Source organism: Lentzea guizhouensis (genome assembly GCF_001701025.1).
In the GTDB taxonomy this organism is placed as follows: Bacteria; Actinomycetota; Actinomycetes; order Mycobacteriales; family Pseudonocardiaceae; genus Lentzea; species Lentzea guizhouensis.
In genome coordinates, this window is sequence record NZ_CP016793.1 from 7,396,066 (window position 1) to 7,420,449 (window position 24,384).

Sequence of the window (24,384 nt, forward strand, 5' to 3'; positions counted from 1 at the left end):
GCGCAGCCCGTCCGGTAGTGGACCTGCCGGCTCACCGGATGGGGCGATGCGTACACCGATACAGGACGTTCGTCAGCCGGGGCGGCCGCGCCTGCGGTCACGACGCCCGCAGCCCTCGGAAGGTCGTCCGGATCTGGTCGGTGAGGACGTCCGGCTGCTCCAGGGCGGCGAAGTGGCCTCCGCGCTCGAGCTGGTCGTAGTGCACCACCGTCTCGTAGCGCCGCTCGACCCAGCGCCGGGAGGCTTGCACAGCCTCGCCGGGGAAGATGCTGAACCCGGCGGGGACGGGGTTCGGCCGCTCCGCAGTCCTGGGCGCGGTGCCGGCTCGGCCCTCCTCCCAGTACAGGCGGGCGGAGGACGCCGCGGCGTTGGGGAGCCAGTAGAGCATGACGTCGTCGAGGATCTCGTCGCGGTCGATGACCTCTTCGGGGTTGCCGCCGCTGTCGGTGACGTCCTGGAAGAGCGTGTAGATCCAGGCGGCGAGCCCGGCGGGTGAGTCCGAGAGCGAGTAGCCGATCGTCTGCGGCCGGGTGGCCTGTTCCCAGGCGTACGCGCTCAGTTCGTCCTGGTAGCGCTGAGCGCGCGCGATCATCTGTTGTTCCGCCGCGGTCGCGGCGCTCACCTCCTGTTCGGTGGGGAAGACCAGCGGCAGGTTGAAGTGCACGCCCAAGCACTGCTCGGGTGCCTTGCGGGCGATCTGCTCGACGACGGCCGAACCCCAGTCGCCGCCCTGGGCGAACCAGGTGTCATGGCCCAGGCGCCGCATGAGGGTGATCCACGCGTCGGCGACGCGAGAGGTGTTCCAGCCGGTCGTCGTGGGCTTGCCGGAGAACCCGAAGCCCGGCATGGAGGGGATCACCACGTGGAACGCGTCGCGGGCGTCGCCGCCGTGTGCCACCGGATCGGTCAGCGGGCCCACCAGGTGCCGGAACTCCAGGACCGAGCCGGGCCAGCCGTGGCACAGCAGCAGCGGGACGGCGTCCGGCTCGGCCGACCGGACGTGCAGGAAGTGGATGTCGATCCCGTCGATGACGGTGCGGGACGAGCCGAGGTCGTTGATGACCTTCTCGGTGCGCCGCCAGTCGTAGCCGGTGGCCCAGTGGTCGCAGAGAGCGCGGACGCGGTCCAGCTGCGGACCCTGGCCCCCGTCCGGAACCGTCTCGCGGTCCGGCCACCGGGTGGCGGCCAAGCGGCTGCGCAGGTCCAGCAGCTCGGTGTCGGGGACGGCGATCGTGAACGGCTCGACCACGTCGTTGGCGGAAGGGGATGTCACCGGGAGCTCCAGGGTCGTCGGAGGCGAACGGTGCGAGCGTAGCCGAGAAACGGAATAAGTCTTCAACTTGGAATTTTTCTTCCACTTGTCTACGCTCCGTCTGTGACCGAAGCGGCTCCTCCTCTGCGACGTGACGCCGAGCGCAATCGCCAGTTGCTGTTGCGCACGGCCCACGACCTCATGGCCTCGCAAGGGCTGGACGTCTCGTACGAGGACATCGCGCGAGCCGCCGGCACCGGGATGGGCACGATCTACCGGCGCTTCCCACAACGGCAGGACCTGCTGGACGCCCTGTTCAGCGGGCACATCGACACGGTGATCGGCTTGGCGGAGCAGGCCTCGCGCTACGACGACGCCTGGGCGGGACTCACCTGGTTCATCGAGCGGCAACTGGAGATCGAGGCGCAAAGCCGCGGCCTGGGGGAGTTGCTGCGAAGCCGCAACCAGGCCACCGCGCTGGTGCAGCGCGCACACGAGCGGATGACTCCGCTGGTGGCCGACCTCGTCGACCGGGCCGTCCGCGCGGGCCAGCTGCCGGACGGGGCGACCCCCGCCGACTTCGCCGCGGTGCACGTGATGGTGGGCAGCGTCATGGACGCCTCCCGTGCTCACGCTCCACGGCTGTGGCGCCGCGCTCTCCGGATCGCGCTGGCGGGTGTGCGCCACGCCGACCTCTCCGGCGACCAGCCGGACGAGGCGGTCATCGACCACCTCTACAACGACCAGACATGAAGGCCAAGCACATGACGGTTCTGCCCGACGACCTGATCGCGGTCCTCAACGCCAGGTCCATCTGCTTCGTGACCACGCTCATGCCCGACGGATCCCCTCAGATCTCCCAGACCTGGGCGGGCACCGACGGCGGACACGTGCTCATCAACACCGTGGACACCCACCAGAAGACCCGCAACCTCCGGCGCGACCCGCGCATCGCCATCGGCATCGCCGACCCGGCCGCGCCCTCGCGGTACTGGGCTCTGCGCGGCAGCGTCGTGGGCATCACGACCGACGGCGCGCGTGAGCACATCGACGAGCTGTCGCAGAAGTACATCGGCCGGCCGTACCCCGGTTTCGGCGACGGTCAGGAGCAGCGCGTCCTGCTCACCGTCAGGGTCGACCGGATGCACACGCCCTGACCCAGCAGCGCGAGCTCAATTCCCGTTCTGGGGACCGTCAGGCCTGGTCGGCCCACCGCTTCTGGCCCGTCTCGCCGAGGGTGGAGATCGGGTCGTAGTAGGGGTAGCGGCGGTTCAACGCCTCCGGGTCCTCCAGCTCGATCCCGGTCCGGTAGTTCTTCGTCCAGTACGAGATCCCGAGCTCACGGTCGTATTCGGCGAGCTGGTGCACCCACCGCTTGCCCACGTACGGCACATCGCACACGATGCGCGGCGTCGCGTACCCCGGCAGGTAGCCCATGATCGCGTGCTGCAGCTCCTGGGCTTCCCAGACGGACACCCTCCAATGTTCCGCGTTGGGGATCATGTCGCACATGTAGAAGTAGTACGGCAGGATGTTCGCTTCGCCTTGCAGCGCGAAGCACAGGTCGAGCAGGTCGGCCGGTGTCGCGTTCACGCCCTTCATCAGCACACCCTGGTTGCGCACGTCCCGCACACCGACCTCCAATGCAGTGCGAGCAGCCTCGGCGACAAGAGGCGTCACGGACTGTGCGTGGTTGACGTGTGTGTGGATCGCGAGGTTGACACCGCGGCGGGATGCGGTGCGGGCCACGCGTTCCAGGCCCTCGACCACGCGGGGCTGCAGCCAGTGCTGGGGCAGGCCGGCCAGGGCCTTGGTGGCGAGGCGGATGTCGCGGACGGTTTCGATGTCGAGCAGGCGCATCAGGAACGACTCGAGCTGTGGCCAGGGGACGTTGGCCACGTCGCCGCCGGAGACCACCACGTCGCGGACGCCGGGGGTCTTCTTCAGGTAGTCGATCATCTGGTCCTGGCGGTCGACCGGCTTGAGCGAGAGCTTGTGCTTGTCGATCAGCGGGGTGGAGTTGCCGACCAGGTCCATGCGGGTGCAGTGGCCGCAGTACTGCGGGCAGGTGGAGACCATCTCGGCCAGCACCTTGGTGGGGTAGCGGTGGGTCAGGCCCTCGACGACCCACATCTCGGCCTCGTGCAGCGAGTCGCGCTGGGAGTGCGGGTGTGACGGCCAGCGCGGGTCGCGGTCGGAGGAGACCGGGAGCATGTAGCGGCGCACCGGATCGGCGTAGAACATCTTGGTGAACTCCAGCGGTGACGACACCGGGTCGACCACTGTCGTGTTCAGCATGTGCGGTGGGATCAGCATCGACATGCTCGCGAAGGTTTCCCGGTCCGCGGCCAGGTCCTCGTAGAAGTCGTCCGTCAGCAGGCCGCCCAGCACCGCGCGGAGTTGCCGCGCGTTCTTCACGCAGTTGACCCGCTGCCACTGCGCGTTCCGCCACTGCGCCTCGGTCACGTGGGACCAGCCGGGGAATCGGCGCCAGTCCGGTTCGACCAGCTCGCGTCGGACGTAGTCGTACGGCTGGGGCGTCATCAGGTCGATGACTGCACCCGGCGGGCGGCCGCGAACATCTGGAATGCGGAAGTGAGGACGTTGGTGTCGGACAATGCTTCCCCCATGAAAGCCCTCCGAACCGCGGATCGTTCCGCGGAAATTCAGTACCGTTCTGAGCTTTGCGTGTCCGTGTCTCTTCCGTCAAGTCGCTAGCACGGATCGAATCTGCGTGCCAGTTCTTGAACAGTCCGGATCGAACCGGCGTGCGATCAACTGTGCGATCAACTGCGCGATCAACAATTCCGCCATGATGGACCGCTGCCGCACTCGGTTGTGACGTTGCTCAGTGTTCGTGGGATTGCCCAACGCGCCTGGCAGCGGCTGTCTGTCGGGTTCCTGTCCGGGTCACCGTTACCGCCCGCGCAGGCTCGAATGGACCCGTTGACATACAACGAACCGTCCATCTCTGCTAGCAGGCGGTTGGCGGGTCGTGCATTCTGCCACTATGTCATCTGTGCTCAAATCGCGGCGAATCGCAGTGCTCCCTCTCGACATACCGGACCTCGCGGGCGAGCTGGCGTTGATCGACGCCGAGACCGCTCCGGACGAGTATGACGCCTTCACCTTCGGCAGGTGGGTGAGCTACGTGCTCGCCAACGAGTCCGGTGCGCAGAACGACAGCGCATTCCGTCCGCATTCGGGCGAGCTGACCACGACCGACCTCGGTGACCGCCTGCCGGGGATCATGGCTTTCGTGCGCAGGCACTTCACCACCACCGCGCTCCAGTGGGTCCGGATATTCGGGTTGCAGGACGGCATCCTGGCTCCTCATCGAGACTTCTTGGAATTCGATCGGCCCGGCGTTCGCGTCCAAGTGCCGCTGCGTACGAGCGAGGGGTCACTGCATTCGGAGAACAGCACCGTGTACCATTTGCGCGCGGGTGAGGTCTGGCAGATCCAGACGGTTGACCCGCACTCGGCCTACAGTGCCCCAGGTCCTGCCCGGCTCTCGTTGTGCCTCGACTTCGCGGGCGACGGCTTCGACCCCGAACGCGACATCCACCACACGATTCCCGCGACCGACGACGTCCGCATCATGCGACGCCCGCCCATCTCCGAACAGGAGATCGCCGGGCTCGTGGACACCCTGGGACCGTTGACTCGCGAATCCGCGAAATCGATCTTCCGCGCCCTGGCGATCACTCATTTCGAACGCGCGTCCGATGCCACTGACGTCTTCACCTGGTTCAAGCGCGCCGCCACCCGATGTGGTGACGAAAAGCTCATCGCCCTGGCTGAGGACTTCCGCGTCTTCTGCCTCGAGAAGCGAGCGTGGCGCGAAAGCTTCACGTGGTGATCGGCAGGGCGGAGTCGTTCCTCGAAATCGGGTCGCTCTACGGGACCTTTGCCGCGCACGCGGCACGCACTCCGCACGCGGTGGCGGTGACGGACGGGTCCGAGCAGATCACCTACGCCCGACTCGACGAGGCCGCCGCCGAGTACCGCCACGGGCTTCAGGACTGTGGCGTGCAGGCCGGCGATCTCGTCGGCATCAGTCTGGAGCGTGGGTGGGAGGTCATGGCGGCGATTCTCGCGGTGCTGAGCCACGGTTGCGGCTACGTCCCGCTCGACCCGGCCTACCCGCGCGAGCGCCTTCGGTTCATGACGGAGGACAGTGGGATCAGGACGGTCATCGCGGGTGAGACGGCGAGTGGGCTGCTGCCCGCGGAGCTTTCCCGTGTCCGCCGCGTGGCAGGTGTCCGGCAACTCGAACAGCCCTCCGCGGCGCACCTGACGGACACTCCGGCCTACGTGATCTACACCTCCGGCTCCACCGGCGTTCCCAAAGGCGTGCCGGTCGCGGAAAGTGCGGTACTGGCGCTGTTCGGCGCCTGCGTCGATGACCTGTTCGCGTTCGGCCCGGAAGATGTCTGGTCGCAGTTCTTCAGCTACAGCTTCGACTTCGCCGTCTGGGAGATGTGGGGAGCGCTGCTGTTCGGTGGCCGGCTCGTCATCGTGCCCGCGAAGACGGCCCGCAACCCGGCGGCCTTCCTCGACCTGCTCGCCCGCGAGCGGATCACCGTGCTCAACCAGGTGCCGAGTTACTTCAAATACCTGGTGAGAACGTATGAGCGTGCCGCCGTCGAGCTGGCGCTGCGGTACGTCGTCTTCGGCGGCGAGCCACTGGATCGAGTCTCCGCGCGTCGCTGGATGCAACTGCGGCCCGGCGCCGAGGCGCTCATCAACATGTACGGAATCACGGAGACCACGGTGCACGTCACCTACGGGCGACTCGAGGCCGAGCACGTGGCGGAAGACGTCGGCGGCACCTGGATCGGCCGCCCTCTTCCCCATCTCGAGCTCGCTCTGCTCGACGCCCGTGGCATCGAGGTCCCGGCCGGCGACGTGGGAGAGATCCAGGTCGCGGGGGCCGGAGTCGCCGGCGGGTACCTGGGGCGGCCGGACCTCACGGCCGAGCGCTTCCGGCTGCTCGACCTCGACGGGGTCGAGCGGACCTGGTACCGGACCGGCGACCTGGCCAGGCGACTCCCCGACGGTTCCTACGAGTACCTCGGTCGCAACGACCGCCAGGTGAACCTGCGCGGCTACCGCGTCGAACTGGGCGAGATCGAGGCGGTCCTCAGAAGCCACGCGCACGTTCTGGACGCGGTCGCGGCTGTGGAGGACGTGCCACCGAGGGAGAGCCTGCTGGTGGCGTACCTCGTCCCCGTGGATTCGGTGAACGCGAGCGAACAGCTGCATCGGGAACTGCTCGACCACTGTGCCGCCCGATTGCCCGCCCACATGGTTCCCAGTCAGATCGTGACCCTGTCCGACATGCCGTTGACCGCATCCGGCAAGCTCGATCGGGCGAGCCTGCCGGCTTTGCGCGATGTCACCGGGGGACCATCCGCACGGGCATCCGCTCAAGACCGTTGACGACAATGGAACTCAACCGGGTCGGCACGCCGTCGAGCTCGATGTGCCGGGTGGTCGTCAGCAGTTCCTCGTAGAGGAATCGAAGTTCGGCGCGGGCGAGGGTGCCGCCGAGGCAGAAGTGTTCACCCGATCCCAGCGCGAGATGCCGATTCGGTTGCCGCCCGACATCGAAACGATCCGAGTCGGGGAAGACGTTCTCGTCCCGGTTGGCGGACGGGTTCCACAGGGTCACCCGCTCTCCGGCCTGGATGTGCCGGTCGCGAATGACGGCCGGCCCGGTGGCAGTGCGCATGATGTGGGTGGCGGTGGACGTCCAGCGCAGCACCTCCTCCACCGCGGACGGCACCAACTCCGGGTTCTCGGACAACCTGTGCCACTGGTCCGGATGCTGGAGCAAGGCCTCCACACCGCCGGCCGCGGCGATACGGGTGTTCTCGGTCCCGCCCACGAGCAGGTTGTCACAGTTGAGGAGGACCTCGTCCGGGGTGAGCTTCCTACCGTCGACCTCCGCGGTCGCCAGAATGCTCACCAGGTCGTCGGCGGGGCGTTTGCCGCGCTCCGCGGCGAGCTCGGTGAAGTACTGCAGAATGTCCATGTGTGCGAGGGTGCGCGTCTCGGGATCGGACCCGCCGAACGCGAGTGTCGTGAGTTCGAGAACGCTTTCCCAGTCGCTTCTGGGAACGCCCATCATGTTGCAGATGACGTAAAGCGGTATCCGGGCCGCGACGTCGGTCACGAAGTCACACCGCTCACGCTCGACCGCCTGCAGCACGACCTCGCGCGCGATGCCCCGTATCTCCGCTTCGAGAGATCGCACGGAACGAAGAACGAACTGGTCGTGCACCAAACCCCTGAGCTGCCGATGGCGCGGCGGATCGGTGAGCGCCAGCGTGCGGCCGCCGCCGGGGTCGGGACCGTACTCCGCGGGCCGCAACAGGATTCCCTTTTCCGAGCTGAAGGCAACCGGGTCGCGATAGACGGCGAGGACGTCGTCGTACGTTGTCAGGATCCAGAAACCCGGCAGGTCACCGGGCGGATGCCAGCGCACCGGATCGTTCGCCCGCAGCCACCGCCACACCTCGTGCGGATCGCCGTCCGAATACAGCTCCGGGTCCACCAGGTTGATCTCGAACGGCGGATCGATCTGCTGACTACTCGAATTCGAAGATGGTTTCACCCCAGGACTCCCTCCTGTCCGGCACTGCTGACCCGGTGTCGTCGGCCAGCGGAATCGCGGCGCCGGAGGCCACGTCGCCGACGAGTTGGGCGATCTGATCGATGAACGACTCGGCTTCCACGGCGGACACCAGGTTGTCGTCGTAGCGGAGCTGGAGGTTCAGGTCGTCCCCGTCCAGGCTCCCGTAGAGCCACAGGTCGCTGGTCGCGGTGACCTGCGTCGGCTCCACGTCCTCGATGACGCAGTCGGTGCTGTTCACCATGGCGTTCCCCCAGCTAACGCCGAGGTCGAGCAGGACGCTGCGGCCGGGACGCGCCGGCAGCGACAGCTTCTCGGCGATCACGTCGAACGGGAGCCGCGAGTTCGCGTACGCCTCAGTGATCCGCTCCTGGACGTGGAAGAGAAGGTCGCCGAGTTTGGCGTCGGGCTGCCGCATCTCGAGGCGCACGGGTACGACGTTGGCGAGGAAACCGACGACGGCGTCGGCTTCTGGCCGGTGCCGCAGGCTGGTCGCGCACCCGACGGCGAAGTCCTCGGCGTGCGTCCTGCGCCGCAGCGTCGCCGCGAACGCCGTGACCACGATCGCGTACGGAGTCGCGGGTGCCCGCTTCAGCATGTCGGCGGACAGCGTCCGGTCGGCCAGCCCGGTCAGGCCGCGCTTGGTGCCGCGTCGGCGCGCGTCCACTGGATCCGGGGATTCCGCGACGCCGTCGAGCCGCTCGCGCCAGAACTGTTCCTGTTCCCGGGCCTCGGCCCCGTCGAGCCAGCTCTCCTCCTCGGCGATCCAGTCCCGGTAGGAGTAGGGGAGTGGGGGCAGCACCGGTCGCTCGTCGGTGAGCGCCAGTTCGCAGGCGGTCAGCAGGTCGTCGAGCAGGATCTGGGTGCTCGCCCCGTCGTAGATCAGGTGGTGCGCCGTCACCGTGAGCAGGTCGCCGCCGACCGGACCGGTGATCAGGCACATCGCGAACAGGGGCGCGCGATCCAGCGCGAAGGAGACAGCACGTGCCGACCGGATCGCCGCCGCCACCTCCGGGCCGTCCGGGCTCGCACCGGGCAACTCCACAACCGACAAAGGCGCGGCAACGGAGTCCTGGTCCAGCACGACCAACTCGGCCGTCGTGCCTTTCGCCCGCACGTGGGCGCGCAGCACGTCCTGGCGGTTCATGACCGCCACCAGGGCACGACGCAGGGTCTCGGCGTCCATCCGCCGGCCCAGTCGCACGAGGTCGGTGTTGACGAAGACGTCCGGTGAGATCCGGGTCGACGTCAGCCACACGCGGCGCTGCGCCCTGGCGAGTGGAACCGGCTTCGACGCGTCCCGAACCGGTGCGCCGCCGGGCACCGGCCGGACCGATGTCCCAGGCGCCAACACGGCTGCCAGCTTGCGCACCGTCTGGTTGGCGAAGAGCGTGCGGACGGAGGTGCCCAGTTCTGTCGCGATGCGGGCGGCGGTCAGGCTGTGTCCGCCGAGGTCGAACAGACGGGTGTCCAGATCATCCACCGGCTGACCGAGGATCGCGGACCACACCTCGGCGATGCGCTGCTCCGCCGGGGTGAACGGTTGCCGCGTGCCAGGTGTCGCCCGGCTGTCAGCGGGTGGGGGCAGCGCTCGGCGGTTCAGCTTCCCGTTGGCGGTGAGGGGCAGCGCCTCCAGCACGACGTAGCTCTCCGGCAGCATGAACGCGGGCAGCCGTGCCGACAGGAACGCCCGGAGGCCGGGCACGTCGGCTGTCCCCACGAAGTACGCCACCAAGCGCATCGGTGTGTCGGGCCCCGGTGTCGCGATCACGGCCGCGGCTCGTACGTTCGGGGCCTTTGCCAGCACGGCGGCGACCTCGCCGGGTTCGACCCGGTTCCCGCGAATCTTGACCTGGTCGTCCTTGCGGCCCAGGTACTGGAGTGTGCCGTCCGGCAGCCAGCGGGCCAGGTCGCCTGTGCGGTACATCCGGACACCGGGCCTGACCGGGTTCACGGTGAAACGTTGAGCTGTCAGGTCGGGGAGGTCGCGGTAACCCCGGGCCAAGCCCGTTCCGCTCACGCACATCTCGCCGGTCCCGCCGAGCGGAACGAGTTCCCCGCGTTCGTCGAGCAGGTCCACCCACTTGTTCGGCAGCGGCCGGCCGATCGACACGCTGCCGGCCGCGACGTCCAACCGGTGGATGGTCGTGAGCACGGCGTCTTCCGCGGGACCGTATTCGTTGTACAGCTCGGTCGTCGGAAGCAGGCCGGCGTGCCTGGCGGTGTGGGTCTCCGTGACCCGCTCGCCGCAGAGCACCAACTGCCGGAGGTTCCGCAGTGCGCCGGCGCCGTAGTCGGTCATGAGCTCGTACAGGCTGGGAACCATGACCGCGTGGGTCACCCGTTCGCGCGAGACGAGTCCGGCGACCCTCTCGGGACTGAGCAGTTCCTCCCTGGTGGCGATCACGAGTGACGCACCGGAGCCCAGCGCGCTGAAGACGTCGCTGATTCCCGAGTCGCAGTGAACCGGGGAAACCTGCAGGACACCGCTGCCCGGGCCGAGTCCGTAGTAGTCGATGCGGAACTGGATCGTGTTGAGAATCGCGCCGTGTTCCACCATGACCCCCTTCGGGGTTCCGGTGGAGCCAGAGGTGTAGACGACGTAGGCCAGGTCGTCCGGTCGAGCGTCGACCGCTGGTGCGGGCTGGTCGGAAGGGAGTGCCGCGTTCCCGTCCAGCGTGAGCACGATGGCGTCCAGGGCGTCCAACGACTCCGCGAGCCTCTGGTGGGCCAGCACCGCCGTTGCCCCGCTGCTGGACACGAGCTGGGACAACCGGGCCGTCGGCTGTTCAGGGTCCATGACGAGGAACGCGGCACCCGTTTTCAGGATGGCGAGGAGTCCGATCGGCAACCACTCGTCACGTTCGTCGGCGATTCCCACGACGTGGCCGGGGCCGGCCCCCGTTGCCGACACGAGCCTGGCGGCGAGGTCGTCGGCGAGCCGGTCCAGCTCCGCGTAGCTGAGAACCCGTTCTCCGGAGACGACGGCCCTGGCGTCCGGGTCGCGCTCGACCTGGCGCGTCACCAGATCCAGCAGCGTGCCGGCGGACGACCGGTCCACCTGCCCGCCCGTCGCGGTGGCGAGCAGCTCGTCGCGCTGGTCGTCGGGCAGGACCGGCACGGAGCCCACCGGCGCCTCGGGATCAGCCAGCAGACCGTCCACCAGGTGTCGAAGCTGATCGGCCATGCGCTGCACGGTCTGGTGGTCCAGGACGTCCTGGCGATAGGTGATGGAGACCTGGAACGGCCGGCCGGCCTGCAGCGTCTCGACGCTGAACGCCAGGTCGAAGCCGCTCACGGCGTTCTCGAGCTGAAGGTGGTCGACCCGCTCGGCGTCCTGCGGCGCGATGAGGGAGAAGACAGGTTCGATGAACACGTCGAAGAGCGGTTGGCGGCTCGGCGTGCGCTCGATCGCGAGTCCTTCGACCAGCGCGTCGAAGGGGAACTCCTCGTGCTCGCGCAGCAGTGCGGCGTGGTTCGCCACGGCCGTCACCAGATCACGGAAGCCGCGGTCCGGGTCCACCAGCGTCCGCAGCACGATCGTGTTGACGAACATGCCGACCGAATCGGCGAGTCTGGGGTCGTCCCGGCCCGCGACCGTGGTGCCGATCGGAACGTCCTCGGCTCCGCACAGCCGCAGCAGCAACACCCTGATGACGGCGACCATGGCCATGAACGGCGTGGCACCGAGATCACCGCACAACCGCTGCAGCCTCGCTGCGGTCTCCTCGTCCATCGACAGCCGCACCACGCGAGCGGCGGAGCTGCGGATCGCCGGCCGCGGGCGATCCAGCGGAAGGTCCAGGCTGGGAACGTCCGCCAGCGTCTGCCGCCAGAACGCGAGGCTTTCCGCGTCACGTGCCGCCGCGTGGGGCAGGCTTCGTTGCGCCTGGACGTACTGCCCGTACTGCACCGGATCGCCCGTCTCGCGGCCGGCGGGGCTGAGAAACCCCAGCAGATCGCGCGCGAGCACGGCAAGAGACCAGCCGTCACACATGCTGTGGTGCACGGAGACGATCAGGATGCCGCCTGCCTGCCCGTCCTCCTTCAGCCAGATCGCGTGGAGCAGCGGGCCGCTGCTCATGTTCACCTTCCAGCGCTGCTCCGCGTCGACGACCTGCCGCAGCATCTCGTCCATCGCACCTGGCGGCACCGGAACCGTTCGCAGTTCGCCCGCGACCTCCTGCGGATCGAGCACCACCTGGACCATGTCGGCAGCGTCGCCCCTCAGCACCGTGCGCAGGGCGTGGTGCCGCATGAGCAACTTGTCCACCGCTGCGGACAGGGCGGCTTCGGTGTGCTCGTCGTGCAGGCGGAATGCCTCCACCATGTTGTAGGGCCGTCGGTCGCCCTCGTCGTACTGCTCGATGAACCACATCCGCAACTGGGCGTTGCTGGCCGCCACCGGAGGCGGGCTCGCGGGCCACGGGGAGATCAGGTCCGGCAGGCTGCTGGGCCGCTCGGCCGAGTCACGGAGGGCGGCCGTGATCCCCGCCGGCGTGCGCACGGCGAACACCTGCCGCACGGTGATCGTCGCCGCGCCGCTCGTCCGTCCGGCCAGCCTGGCTGCCAGAAGGGCGGCGGTGAGACTGTGGCCGCCCGCCGCGAACAGGTCCTGATCCGCGTGGGCGGGTGGCGCGCCCAGGACCTCTGACCAGACGCTGAAGACGAGGCGTTCCACCTCGTCTGCCGGTTCCCAGGTGCCGGTATCGGCGGCAGCGGCGACGGCGAGGATCGCCGCGCGATCCACTTTTCCGTGCAGGGTGAGCGGTATGGCGGCCAACTGCAGCGCCTTGCCCGGCACCATGTAGGCCGGAAGGGCCGCGCTGAGGGCGCTGCGGACCTGCGCTGCCGGCAGCTCCTGCTTCGCGGTGTACGCCGCGACGAGGACCGGCGGCTCATCGGCGGTGACGACGGGGATCACCACGGATTCCGAGATCTCCGGTATGTCGCGAAGGGCGGCCTCGACCTCGCCGAGTTCGAGCCGATTGCCGTGGATCTTGATCTGCCGGTCGCGGCGGCCGAGGAACTCGATCTCCCCACGAGCGTTCCAACGGCCGAAGTCGCCGGTGCGGAATGCCCGGACACCCGGCTGGGACGGAAGCTCGCAGAACCGGCCGGGACCGGTCGGCGCCTCGTCGAGATAACCTTCGACCACGGCCGGACCGAGCACGTGGATCTCACCCGGTACGCCGACCGGCGCGTGGTCTCCTCTTCCGGTGAGGACCAGGACGCCGAAACCCGGCGAGGGCCTTCCGATCGGCACGGTCACCAGTTCGCCGAGCCGTTCGCCGGAGCAGAGGAACGTCGTGGCGTCGATGGTGGCCTCCGTGGGCCCGTACAGATTCCCGAAGGTCCGCACGCGCAGGCGCGTCGCCAGCCGGGGCAGCATTCCAGGGGGGATCTCGTCGGCGCCCAGCAGGAGGAGGCGTATCTGCTGCTCGCTGATCTCGGGCAGACCCTCGGCCATGACCGCGAGCAAAGAGGGAGTGCAGTTGAGCGTGTTGACGCGGCCCTCGCGCAGGACCGACCAGAACTCTTCCGGAGAAAGCGTCTGCGGCGCTTCGACCGGTACCACACAGCCACCAGCGACAAGAGTGGCGAAGATCTGGTAGAAGAGCACGTCGGAGGTGACCGCCGAGAGCATCGCGCACCGGGTGTCCTCGGCGAACCCGACGAGCCGCCCCGAGGTGAGTGCCTTGTGGGCGAACTGACGATGCGTCACCGCCACGGGGCGGGGAAGACCGGTGGACCCGGACGTGAACAACACGGCGGCCTCGTCGTCGGGCGCGGGTCCGGGCGGTGGAGTCGCCGCGTCGGACGCGTCCGCGAGCTCGCCGGCCAGCACCACCGGCAGGTCTGCGCCGCCGGGAAGGTCGGCCCGGTCCGAGACGACGCAGACGGCCTGGCTGAGGTGCAGCTGACGGGCGAGCCGAGTCAGCGGATGGGACGGGTCGAGTGGCACGCACGACGCGCCGGCACGCAGGACCGCGACGATCGCCAGGACCAGTTCGGGTCCTCGGGGGAGCAGCAGCGCCACCCTGGAACCCGCGGCGATGCCGTGCCTGGCGGTGAGCAACCCGGCCGCCCTGGTGGACTGCTGCCGCAGTCGCTGGTGGCTCCAGGACACGGTGCCGTCGGCGACGGCGTCCTCGTGGGGCGTGCGCGAGGCCGACTCGTCGACCAGTGTGATCAGCGTGGCCGCGGGGAACTCCTCCACGCAGGGCAGTCCCGACCACGATTCCAGCTCGGACCGTTGTTCGGGACCCAGCACGTCGACAGCGCCCGCGGGTGTCCGCGGTTGTGCGGCGATCGCCGCCATCGCCGCGGCCACGCAGCGTGCCGCGGCGTGGGCTTCGCGCGCGGTCGTTCGCCGGTGCCGTCCGCGGACGACCAGGCCCTCGGCGGTCCGGCGCACCGTCAGCCGCAGGGCGACCGGTCCCAGCAGGCTTCCCCGCGATTCCTCACACACGACGGCGATCTGCGACAGCGTGCCGGCGACCGGGAGCCCGACGAGTTCCAGCCGCCTGGTGACCGCCGAACGATCGGTCCACGACAACGCGGCCGCGGACTCGAGTTCTTCGTGCAGGGCGGTGAGGAAGTCCGCCACCGGTGCGGAGAGGTCGAGCGCGGCGGCCAGCGCCACTTCGCCGCCGGGGCCCGCAGGGGCGGGCAGCAGAACCGCGTGCTGTGGGTGTTCATCGAGAACGGACAGGAACAACCGGGTGGCCGCCACCGCCACCAGCTGGAGACCCACGGGGTCGCGACCGGTCAGCGCATCGATCTGTGCGGTCGCCTCGGGCGTCAGGCGGCATTCGGCGACGAGTTCTGCCGTCGGGTCGCTGGTGTCCTGCAACGGCACACCGCGCACGCCCGACAGTCGAGCGATCCACGCCTCGCTGACAGTGTTGTCATCCATCAATTCTCACAACCACCTTGCGTAGTCGTAGTCCGGAGCGCCCACGCGCATGGGTTCATGACGACGTACGTGACGGGCCACAACCGACCCCCCGGTCGAGCACCGCAACGGCCTAGGCGCGCACTGTCGGCAGTGGGCGGGCGGCCGGGCCCGGCAGCGCATTGCGGTTGAGCTTTCCGTTGGGCGAGAACGGGAAGTCTTCGACCAACCACCATCGGACCGGCACCATGTAGTCCGGTAGGACCGCCAGCAGCGAACGGCGCAGCTCCATCACGGACGGCGGTTCGCCCACCACGGCAGCCTGCAGTTCCGCGGCGCCGCCGGGACGGCGCGCTCCGAACACCGCGACGGAGTGGACCCCTGGCAGCTGCGCGACGTGTGTTTCGACCTCTCGTGGCTCCACCGAGTAGCCGCGGATCTTTATGTGGTCGTCCATACGACCGTGCAGTTGCACGATGCCGTCCGGCCGCCAGCTGCCGCGGTCTCTGGTCCGGTACACCCGCGAGCCAGGACGGAACGGGTCCGGGACGAAAGCGGACTCGGTCAGGACCGGATCGGTGTAGCCCCTGGCCACACCGGCACCACCGATGTAGATCTCGCCGATCTCACCGTCGGCGACCGGGCGTTCGTTCTCGTCGAGGATGTAGACGTACGTGTTCCAGATCAGCGACCCGACCGGCGGCAGCGGTTCGACGTTCCCCCTGGGGCTGCTCATCGAATGGCTCAACACCATGTGGTTCTCGGCCGGTCCGTAGTGGTTGTGGATGGTGAGTTCGGGCCGCTGTTCGAGCAGCGCTTCCAGCGCGGGCGTGATGCGCACGACCTCACCGGCGCTCACGATGTGACGGAGTGCGGGTGCGTGCTGGAAGTTCGTGGGCAGCGACATGATCGTTTCGATCAGCGACTGGGGGAAGTCCACCACCTCTACTTCTTCGTCGACGATGAAGTCGACCAGTGCGCGCACGTCGCTCTTCGTGTCTTTGTCGGGCACGCACAGGCAGCCGCCGGAAGCGAGCGTGTAGAAGATCTCCTGCACCGAGACGTCGAAACTGAGCGGAGCCGACTGCAGCACCCGCCGACCCCTGCCCAATCCGGAGTCCGCGACCTGCCAGGCGACGAAGTTGGCCAAGCAGCGGTGTGTCTGCACGATGCCTTTCGGCGCACCGGTCGAACCCGAGGTGAAGATGACGTAAGCGGGATCAGAGGGATCGATGGCCGGCCGGACAAGAGCTGGCTCGACCTCGCCCGGCGCCGCCAGCAAGCTCTCGAGCGTGGTGGTGCTTCCACTTCCGGACTGGATGTCGTCGCGTTCCAGGAGGAGATCCGCGCCGGTGTCCGGGGTGATCGCGATCAGCTTGGCGTGGCTGGCGCGGAAGATCTGCTCGATGCGTTGTCTGGGATAGGTGATGTCGATCGGCAGGTACGCGGCGCCGGCGCGGAGGGTGCCCAGCAGTGCCGCGGTGAACTCGATGCCGGCCTGCGCGGCGATCGCCACGGTGTCCGAAGGCCCGACCCCGTGCTCGCTGACCAGGCGGTGCGCCACGGTGTCGGCGAGCTGGTCCAGTTCCGCGTAGCTCACCACCCGGCCCGGTGCCTGGACTGCTGGTGCGTGCGGGTGCGCGGCGCATTCACGATCGATGAACTCGAGAACGGTGGTCGCCCCGATGTCCACCACCGGCCCATAGCGTCCGTGCGTGTGCTCCATGTGCATCACACCTGACGCGGTGCGGGAACGAAACGCACGGCCTCAGGGGGGAGGAAGGAATACGGATCGTAGGGGTCGCCGGCGCTCGACTCGAGGTAGATGTCGTGGCCTATCCCGGCCTGAGCGGCGAGCTCCTCGAACAGTTCGGCCATCACCAGGTCCTGCAGCGCGAGGCCGGTCGAATCGTAGACCGTCCGGACCTCCTTGAGGCCGGCATGCTTCTCCGGGTCCTGCAGCAGGTCTCCCAGGGACGGCCCGATCTCGTCCACGTCGAGCTGCTGGCACTCGCCCTCGGCCAGCGCCTGTTCGGTCTGGTCTGGACAGACGACCGAGCCTCGCAGCAGCGCCAGGGGGAGCTCGGTCTTGCCCGGCATGTCCGAGCCCACGGCGTTGATGTGAACGGACGGCTTCAAGGCGGTGCCGTCGATGACGGGTCCCTGCTCCGGCATGACCGACGTCGTCGTGCACAGGATGTCAGCCAGCCGCTCCACCTCCGCGAGCGGCGCCACCCGGATCACGCCACTCGGGAACCGGGCCCTGGCGGCGAAACCGGCCTCGGCGTGCAGGAGCGGGTCGTGGATCAGAACCTCGGTGAGGGGGAAGGCCCGTGCCAGCGCGTGCAGCTGGGTCACGGCCTGGACCCCGCAGCCGACGAGCCCGAGAACGCTGCTGTCCGACCGGGCGAGAATCCGGCTGGCCACCACCGAAGCGGCACCCGTCCTGATCGCGGTGGCGAACGTGCCGTCCACGATCGTCCTGAGATGACCCGATTCGGAATCGAACGCGTACAGCGTGGACAGGATCGTCGGCAGCTGGAACTTCGACGGGTTGTGCGGGTTGTAGCCCACCATCTTGATGGACACCGTCGCGCCGTGCCGCACGGCCGGCATCCATTCCAGGAGCCCGAGCTGGGGCCAGGTCAGGGTAAAACCGTCCCGTTCCTTCATTTCGACGTGCGAAGGCGTCTCGGCGGTGAGCACTCTGGTGAGCCGTTCGATTGCGAGGTCGTAGAGAGTTCCCAAGCCGACATTCGCGACGATGGCCGCGACGGCATCGGCATCGAGTACTCGAGTGGGCGCCGACTTCACCAGTCTTTTCCCTTCATCAAGTGGGACAGAGGATCGGCGGAACGAGGTGTTCACGCGTCAGGCGGACAGCGAAAGTCCGGCTGATTCAGGTTCGCAATGCGCCGGATCCCTCGGATCCCGCATTCTCCGCACGAGCGGTGTCACGAACCTTGTTTCCCAGCCACGCCGTCTGCTCCCCAGCTGTTCCTGACAGTTCGTGGCTCAGTCATCGTCTCATGATTGTGTTGTTTGACAAAGAAATCCGCGCACTTGCACAGGGTGATCACGCCGCGGTTGGTCTGGTCGTAGCCGCGATATGGGCGTGACAGCTCTTTGTCGCCAAGGTGATCAGCCCGGCTTGGCACAGGGCGGCGACGTGGTGTCGGTGGGTCGTGGTCGAGACGGCGAACGCGGCGCCGAGGCCGGCGGCACGGTTGAACACCGTTCGAAGCCCCTGGCATCCGCGGAAAAGGCGCGGAAACCGGGTGTGCAGCGGTCCCGCCGGACCTCAGCCCGGCACACCGTCGCCGCCGGAGCAGCGATCCTGCACCGGTGCCGCGGCGGTGGTGTGGCCGTGCCAGGAGTCCCAAAGGCGCGCGTACGCGCCTGCCGCGGCGACGAGTTCGTCGTGGCTGCCTTGTTCGGTGATCCGCCCGTTGTCCATGACGACCACGGTGTCCGCGTCGTGCGCCGTGTGGAGCCGGTGGGCGATGGAGATGACGGTGCGGCCTTCGAGCACGGCGGCGAGCGACTGTTCCAGTTGCCGGGCGGCGCCGGGGTCCATGAGCGAGGTGGCTTCGTCGAGCACCAGGGTGTGCGGGTTGGCGAGGACCAGCCGGGCGAGCGCGAGTTGCTGTGCACGACCGGGGGAGATCGGAACACCTCCCGAGCCCACCACGGTGTCGAGGCCGTCGGGCAGGCCGCGGACCCAGGTCATGGCGTTCACGGCTTCCAGGGCGGCCGTCGCGGCTTCAGTGGTGATGTCGGCCTTGGCCAGTGCGACGTTGTCGTGGATGGTTCCGGTGAACACGTAGTGCTCCTGGGTCACCAGGGCGACGTGGCGCCGCAGTTCATGCGGTGGCAGTTCGTGCAACGCGGTCTCGCCCACGCTGACCGAGCCGCTTCGGGGGACGTGGATCCCGGCGAGGATTTTGCCGAACGTCGACTTGCCCGCACCCGACGGTCCGACGATCGCGACCCGCTCGCCCGGTTTGACCCGCAGGTCAACGTGGTGGAGCACGTCGTGCCCGTGCCGGTAGGCGAAGCTGACGCCGGTCGCGACGATCGTGTTGTCCGTGACGGCGTCGTCGGCGACGGGACTACCGGTGGACCCGGTCGGGGTGACGGCGTCGTGCACACCGATCAGTCGTGCCAGCGAGGCGTCTCCGACCTGCAGCTCGTCGAGCCAGCCCACCAGTTCGTCGAGCGGATCGATGATGGCTCTGATGTACAGGGTGGCCGCGACGACCTGGCCCACCGACAACCAGCCGTTGAGGGCGAACACTCCGCCGAACAGGACGCTCAGGGCGACCGGCAGGATGTAACCGAAGTCCATCAGCGGGTACCAAACACAGCGCAGGGCCAGCGTGCGGCGCTGAGCGGCGTTCGACCGGCTCACGTCGGTGTCGGTGCGGTGGATCCGGCGGTCGGCCAGACCCAGCGCCTCCACGGTCTTGGCGGCGGTCACGGTTTCGGTCAGGCCCTGGGTCAGCGATGAAGAGCTGGCCGCCGCGGCGAGGTAGGCGGGACGGGCACGCCGCAGGTACCAGCGGGTCGCACCCACGACCAGCGGCGCGGCGAGCAGGCACGGCAGGAGCATGAGGGGGCTCGTGATCACGATCGCGGCCAGGGTGAGGACCACCGACAGACTCGCCACGAGGATCGTGGGGGCCGCGACCCGCACGGCGTTCGACAGCGACTGGACGTCGTTGGTGCTGCGGGTGAGCAGGTCTCCGGTGCCGGCCTTCTCGGTCGCGGACAGCGGAAGGGCCAGCACCTCGGTGATGAACTCCTCCCTGATGCCGGCGAGCACCTTCTCGCCCAGCCGCGCGCCGAGGAAGCGGGCGTGTCGGATCAGCAGGCCCTGCAGCAGGAGCAGACAGATGATCGCCGCTACGGTGAGGTCCAGGCGTGTGGTCGTCGCGGTACCCCGGCTGACCGCGTCCACCACGCTTCCCACCAGGGCGGGTACCGCCAGGCCGCACGCGGTGGCGATGACGAACCAGAAGGTGGTGCGGCCCAGCAGGCCTTTTTCGCTGCGGATCAGTCCACGGACGTAGCGGCGGACCGTCACGGCGTCGGCAACGGGAAAACTCATTTCACATCCCGCATCACGGTCTCGGCGTATTCCGGAGTGGTGGCCAGCAGCTGCGCGTGAGTCCCGGTGGCGGTCACCCTGCCGTTGTCGAGATAGGCGACGTCGTCGGCACGGTCGAGCAGCAACGGGCTGGTGCTCACGACCACGGTGGTCCGCCCCGCCCGCATCCGGCGAATGCCTTCGGCGACAAGCGCCTCGGTGTTGGCGTCCACGGCACTGGTCGGTTCGACCAGGACGAGAATCGCGGGCTTGGCGGCGAGTGCCCTGGCCAGGCGCAGTCGCTGCTGCTCGCCGCCGGAGAACGACGTGCCCCGCTCGGTGATCATGGTGCGCAAGCCGTCCGGAAGCGCGGTCAGGACGTCCAGGGCGTGGGCGGCGCGCAACACCTCGTCGAGTTCGTCGTCCGGCAGGTCGCCGAACTCCTCCCGCAGCACGCCGGTGAACAGGGCCTGGCTGTCGTCCACGACCAGGATGAGCCGCCGCACCTGCTCGGCGGGCAGCGTCTCCAGCGGTGTCCCGTTCAGCGTCACCGCCCCGCCGGTGTACCGGCCGAGGCGGGCGGCCAGTTCGGCGGCGTCCTCCGGCGAACGCGAGACGAGGGCGGTCAACCGGCCGTGGCGGGCTGTCAGTCCGGACGTGGGGTCGTGCAGGGTCAGGTCCTCCGGGAGCGGGACCGGCCTGGCGCCCGCGGTGGGGTCCGGTTCGAGCGCCAGCAGCTGTACCGCGCGCCGCGCCGCGACGTTGGCGCCGATCACCAGGTGGAGGTCCGAGGTGATGATCCGCATCGGGATCTGCAGGAAGGCCGCGTATCCGAAGGCCGCCACCAGATCACCGCCGGTGATCGCACCGCTGACGGCGAGCCGCCCGCCGATCCAGACGACCGCCACGACCAAGATGCCCGGCAGCACCACCTGGGCGGCGGGCAGCACCGATTCCAGCCTGGCGACCTGCACGCCCGCCTGACGGAGACGCTGGGAATCCGATCGGTACCGCCGGCCGAACACCTCCTCGCCGCCGATCCCGCGCAGCACGCGCAGGCCCGCGACGATGTCGTTGGCCCGCACGGTCAAGTCCCCCTGCAGATCGCGGTACTGCCCGACCCGCCGGTGCAGCGGGCTCAACAGCGGGCCGGTGGCGATCAACAGCGCCGGAGCGCCGACCAGCACCAGCAGCCCCAGCGGAACCGAGGTGGACAGCAGTACCAACGCCACCACGAGGATCGTCACCGCGCTGCCGGCACTGCGCGCCATGGCGCCGGGCAACGAGCCGATGCGGGAGACGTCCGCCGTCCCGACGGCCGCCACCTCGCCGGTCGCCGTCTGGTCGGACAGCCGCGCACCCAGCCTCGTCGCATGCCTGGCCACCAGCCGGATCACCAGGAAGTTGGCCTCGAGCTTGCCGATGGTCTCGCACCGGTGCAGCAGCAGACTGCCGGCGGTGGTGAGCAGACCCAGACCGACGATGACGCCCGCCCACCACAACACGCCATCCATGTGCCCGTCGGCTATCGCATCGACACCGCGACCAAGGGCGAACGGGGCGAGCCCGAGGCTGGCCATCCACACGCACGCCGAGAAGATGCCGAGCCAGACTAGCCCCGCCTGCTTGCGCATCAACCACGACAAAAAAGCCGAGGACGACCGGACGTTCACATCCTCGACGGCCGGCAACGGACGGCTCGCGACCGGCGCCAGAACACCCGAATCCATCTCGATTCGTCCCCGTGTCAAATTGACGGCCATGCTCGTCGCGTCATGAAATTCGGGCCCCCAGTGCGTTCTGGTTCGACAGGCGGGCGGATCGGCATCCGGGGCTTTGACATTGCCGCTGAGGCCAATGGCTGGCTTCATCACGCGGAACCGGGACAGCCGACCTCGGCAAGTCCGCCTCTTGCGTGTGGAACCTAACAGATCGGCAGTCCCGCGTAAAACAGCCGTGTTCAACTGTGCACCCCGCCTCCAGTCCGGCAGGTCGGCCGGGCAATTGCGAAATGCCGAGGCGGCACCACCAGTGGGGTGTCGATGTGAACTGCCGGAAGCATCGGTGTCACCGCAGTCGGCCATGGCCGACGTCAGGCGATCGCGGATAGGATCGAATTATTCGTGTGGAGAGGGCTTCGAGCTCAGGCTAATTGGGGGAAACAGTCGATGACTCCGAAACCGACCGCGCTGCGGCCCAGGTTCACGACCTCGGTCACCGGTGACCCGGCAAGGGCCACGGCGCCGCTGCCGCAACGGGCACGGCGCGCGCTCGCCGCCATTTCCGGTGACCGGCCGCTGGAAGAGCTCGTGGTCCTCGCCGCGGCCGTCGCCTGGACCGTCGGCTTGGCGGAGCACACGAACGAGGTCGGCCTGGCAGTCGTCGGTCCGACCGGACCGGTGACCGTGGCGGTGGAACTCGACGACGCGACGACACCGGCGCAGTTGGTCGTCAGGCTGGACGGCGCGTTGCGCGCCGCGGCCGGCGGCACGGCACCCGTCGACGTCGCCGGTGCTTTGCTGGTCGGTTCCCAGCGGGTCGGCGACGACGCGGGCGCCGCCGGGGCGCTGCGGGTGACGCTGGGCGCTCCATCCGGCGAACGACGGGATCTCGTCGCCGCCGCCGCCGCCGACCTGGCCGAACCGTGGTTCCTCCACGTCCTCCTCCGTTCGGTGACCGCCGTTCTCACCGCGTTCGAAGAACCCCGGCGGCCGCTTGCCGAGGCGGCTGCAGGCGCGCCGGAGGACCTCGCCGCCGCGCGTGCGCACGGTCGCGGGCGCTACACGTCCGAGGCGTGCGACACCACGTTGACCGCGCCCATCGCGATGGTCGCGGCGGCCGATCCCGAGCGTCAGGCCGTCGTGGCCGGCCACCGGTCGCTGACCTACGGCCAGTTGTGGGAGGCCGCGGGAGGCGTCGCGGCGCGGTTGGCCGCGCTCGGCGTCGAGCCGGGCGGGATGGTCGGCGTCGACACCGGCGAGAGCATCCACGCGGTCCCGGCGATCCTCGGCGTCCTGCGGGCCCGTGCCGCCTACGTGCCTCTGGACCGGCACGCCCCGGTCGAGTGGACCGCCGCCGTCCTGGCGGACGCGGGCATCGATGTCGTCCTGTCCGACCGGGACCTCGGCGTCGGCATGGCCGCGGCGCGGCCCGGGTTGGTCATCATCAACCCGGCGGACGACGTCTCGGATCCGCCGGCCCCGGTCCCGGCGTCGGAGCCGAACGCCGACGACATCGCCTACGTCCTCTACACATCGGGACCCACCGACACCCCCAAGGGCGTCGTGGTACGGCACCGCGCCGTCGCCGACCATGTGCGGTGGAAGATCGCACACAACGGGTCGGACGGCGAGGTCACGCTGCTGCAGATCCCGTCACGTGCCTGCGACAGCTCGATGTCCGACCTGTTCCCCGTCCTTTCGGCCGGAGGACGAGTGGTCCTGGCCGACCCGGTCGGCACCAAGCCGGCCGAGCTCGCCGACGTGGTGGCCCGCCACCGCGTCAGCCAGTTCACCGTCACGCCCAGCACGTACCGGTTGCTGCTGGACGACCTGGCACCAGTTGCGAACTCGCTCCGGCTGGTCACCGTGGCCGGCGAGCCGATGCCGGCCGATCTGGTCGCGCGGCACCGGGCGGTGCTGCCCGGCGTGCGCCTGGTCATCGAGTACGGCCCCGCGGAGAACTCGGTGGGAGTGACGGTGTTCGACCACGACGCCGAAGGCAGCCCCAGGTTTCCGATCGGCTCGCCTTTGCCCAACACCGTCGTGCGCGTGGTCACCGCGACGGGCCGGGATCTGCCGCCCGGCTTCGTCGGCGCGATTCGACTGTCCGGCCACGGCCTCGCCGACGGGTATCCGGGCCGGCCCGGCCTGACCGCCGCCGCGTTCGCGACCGAACCGCCGGTGCCGTTCGACCGGGAACACGACACCGGCGACCTGGGGTGGTGGCGGCCGGACGGTGTGCTGGAGTTCGCCGGCCGGGTCGAGGACCGGATCACGATCCAGGGGCAGCGAGTCGACAGCGATGAGGTGGCGGACGTGCTGGGCCGGATTCCGGGGGTGCGGGCGGCGGACGTCGAGATCGACGACAGCGGGGAGGTCCACCGGCGAGCGCTGGCCTCCGCCGCCTACGAGGGCGGCGATCCGGTGGACCGGGACGCGGTCGAGGTGGCCGTCACCGAGGTGTTCCGCGAAGCCCTGGGCGGCCGCCCGGTGGCGGTCGACGACGACTTCTTCCTCCTCGGCGGGCACAGCCTGCTCGGCCTCTCGGTGCTGGAGGCGATCGAGGACCGGCTGGGCGTGATGATCAGCGTGAACGACTTCTTCGCCACCGCCACCGTCCGTGCCGTCGCCGAGCAGGTGCGCGCGGCGCGCGGGACGTCGGTGGCGGTGACGCGGGACGAGCCGCCGGTACAGGCGTCGCAGGACCCCGACGCGCTGGCCCGGCTGCTCGACGAGTTCCAGAGCCCAGGGGCCCCGGATCAGGTGTCGTAGCCGCTCAGGGAG

The 24,384-nt window shown here is 69.0% G+C and carries 13 protein-coding genes; 5 read left to right on the plus strand and 8 right to left on the minus strand.

Features of this window, described 5'->3' with window-relative positions:
- Positions 1-97: 97 nt before the first annotated feature.
- Positions 98-1,273 (minus strand): epoxide hydrolase family protein, encoded by a 1,176-nt coding sequence (locus BBK82_RS35620; RefSeq protein ID WP_065918885.1) that lies wholly within the window; start codon positions 1,271-1,273, stop codon positions 98-100.
- 102 nt (positions 1,274-1,375) lie between these two features.
- Here BBK82_RS35620 and BBK82_RS35625 point away from each other — a divergent pair, with 102 nt between their 5' ends.
- Both BBK82_RS35625 and BBK82_RS35630 read left to right on the plus strand, forming a co-directional pair.
- Entirely contained in the window at positions 1,376-2,005 is a 630-nt protein-coding gene (locus tag BBK82_RS35625) for a TetR/AcrR family transcriptional regulator (protein WP_218920447.1), read from the plus strand.
- Complete coding sequence (locus BBK82_RS35630) at positions 2,002-2,409, plus strand: PPOX class F420-dependent oxidoreductase (RefSeq protein ID WP_237047743.1); 408 nt, start codon at positions 2,002-2,004, stop codon at positions 2,407-2,409. The genes BBK82_RS35625 and BBK82_RS35630 overlap by 4 nt, the downstream gene beginning before the upstream one ends.
- Positions 2,410-2,446: 37 nt before the next feature.
- On the opposite strand, the gene BBK82_RS35635 is transcribed toward BBK82_RS35630, so the two are convergent.
- Positions 2,447-3,796, minus strand: coding sequence for a KamA family radical SAM protein (locus tag BBK82_RS35635; RefSeq protein WP_065918886.1), 1,350 nt, complete (start codon positions 3,794-3,796; stop codon positions 2,447-2,449).
- A 466-nt stretch (positions 3,797-4,262) separates the two neighbouring features.
- Between BBK82_RS35635 and BBK82_RS35640 the strand changes: the two genes are divergently transcribed.
- Both BBK82_RS35640 and BBK82_RS35645 read left to right on the plus strand, forming a co-directional pair.
- Positions 4,263-5,114: a putative nonproteinogenic amino acid hydroxylase gene (locus tag BBK82_RS35640; RefSeq protein ID WP_154697687.1), complete on the plus strand. Its 852-nt coding sequence runs from the start codon at positions 4,263-4,265 to the stop codon at positions 5,112-5,114.
- Positions 5,090-6,697 (plus strand): amino acid adenylation domain-containing protein, encoded by a 1,608-nt coding sequence (locus BBK82_RS35645; protein WP_218920448.1) that lies wholly within the window; start codon positions 5,090-5,092, stop codon positions 6,695-6,697. The genes BBK82_RS35640 and BBK82_RS35645 overlap by 25 nt, the downstream gene beginning before the upstream one ends.
- Here the strand turns inward: BBK82_RS35645 and BBK82_RS35650 are convergent.
- The 6 genes from BBK82_RS35650 to BBK82_RS35675 all read right to left on the minus strand — a co-directional run bounded on the left by BBK82_RS35650 (position 6,654) and on the right by BBK82_RS35675 (position 21,963).
- Positions 6,654-7,874 carry a cytochrome P450 gene (locus tag BBK82_RS35650; RefSeq protein ID WP_237047744.1) on the minus strand — a complete coding sequence of 407 codons (1,221 nt, stop codon included), beginning with the start codon at positions 7,872-7,874 and terminating at the stop codon, positions 6,654-6,656. The two genes, BBK82_RS35645 and BBK82_RS35650, sit on opposite strands and share 44 nt — an antisense overlap.
- Positions 7,849-14,811 (minus strand): non-ribosomal peptide synthetase, encoded by a 6,963-nt coding sequence (locus tag BBK82_RS35655; protein WP_065918888.1) that lies wholly within the window; start codon positions 14,809-14,811, stop codon positions 7,849-7,851. The genes BBK82_RS35650 and BBK82_RS35655 overlap by 26 nt, the downstream gene beginning before the upstream one ends.
- Positions 14,812-14,923: 112 nt before the next feature.
- Positions 14,924-16,516: an amino acid adenylation domain-containing protein gene (locus BBK82_RS35660; protein ID WP_170068019.1), complete on the minus strand. Its 1,593-nt coding sequence runs from the start codon at positions 16,514-16,516 to the stop codon at positions 14,924-14,926.
- 5 nt (positions 16,517-16,521) lie between these two features.
- Positions 16,522-17,604 (minus strand): ornithine cyclodeaminase family protein, encoded by a 1,083-nt coding sequence (locus BBK82_RS35665; RefSeq protein WP_218920449.1) that lies wholly within the window; start codon positions 17,602-17,604, stop codon positions 16,522-16,524.
- Positions 17,605-18,091: 487 nt separating this feature from the next.
- Positions 18,092-19,900, minus strand: a complete 1,809-nt coding sequence (locus BBK82_RS35670; RefSeq protein ID WP_071812744.1) for an ABC transporter ATP-binding protein — start codon at positions 19,898-19,900, stop codon at positions 18,092-18,094.
- Complete coding sequence (locus BBK82_RS35675; protein WP_218920450.1) at positions 19,897-21,963, minus strand: ABC transporter ATP-binding protein; 2,067 nt, start codon at positions 21,961-21,963, stop codon at positions 19,897-19,899. The genes BBK82_RS35670 and BBK82_RS35675 overlap by 4 nt, the downstream gene beginning before the upstream one ends.
- A gap of 84 nt (positions 21,964-22,047) precedes the next feature.
- Here BBK82_RS35675 and BBK82_RS35680 point away from each other — a divergent pair, with 84 nt between their 5' ends.
- Positions 22,048-24,372, plus strand: coding sequence for a non-ribosomal peptide synthetase (locus BBK82_RS35680; RefSeq protein ID WP_065918892.1), 2,325 nt, complete (start codon positions 22,048-22,050; stop codon positions 24,370-24,372).
- Positions 24,373-24,384 lie beyond the last annotated feature (12 nt).

Coding starts and splice junctions, on each gene's coding strand:
- BBK82_RS35640 (WP_154697687.1), top strand. CDS start 4,263: ATGTCATCTGTGCTCAAATCGCGGCGAATCGCAGTGCTCCCTCTCGAC.
- BBK82_RS35660 (WP_170068019.1), bottom strand. CDS start 16,516: ATGGAGCACACGCACGGACGCTATGGGCCGGTGGTGGACATCGGGGCG.
- BBK82_RS35670 (WP_071812744.1), bottom strand. CDS start 19,900: ATGAGTTTTCCCGTTGCCGACGCCGTGACGGTCCGCCGCTACGTCCGT.
- BBK82_RS35675 (WP_218920450.1), bottom strand. CDS start 21,963: ATGGCCGACTGCGGTGACACCGATGCTTCCGGCAGTTCACATCGACAC.
- BBK82_RS35630 (WP_237047743.1), top strand. CDS start 2,002: ATGAAGGCCAAGCACATGACGGTTCTGCCCGACGACCTGATCGCGGTC.
- BBK82_RS35655 (WP_065918888.1), bottom strand. CDS start 14,811: ATGGATGACAACACTGTCAGCGAGGCGTGGATCGCTCGACTGTCGGGC.
- BBK82_RS35635 (WP_065918886.1), bottom strand. CDS start 3,796: ATGACGCCCCAGCCGTACGACTACGTCCGACGCGAGCTGGTCGAACCG.
- BBK82_RS35680 (WP_065918892.1), top strand. CDS start 22,048: ATGACTCCGAAACCGACCGCGCTGCGGCCCAGGTTCACGACCTCGGTC.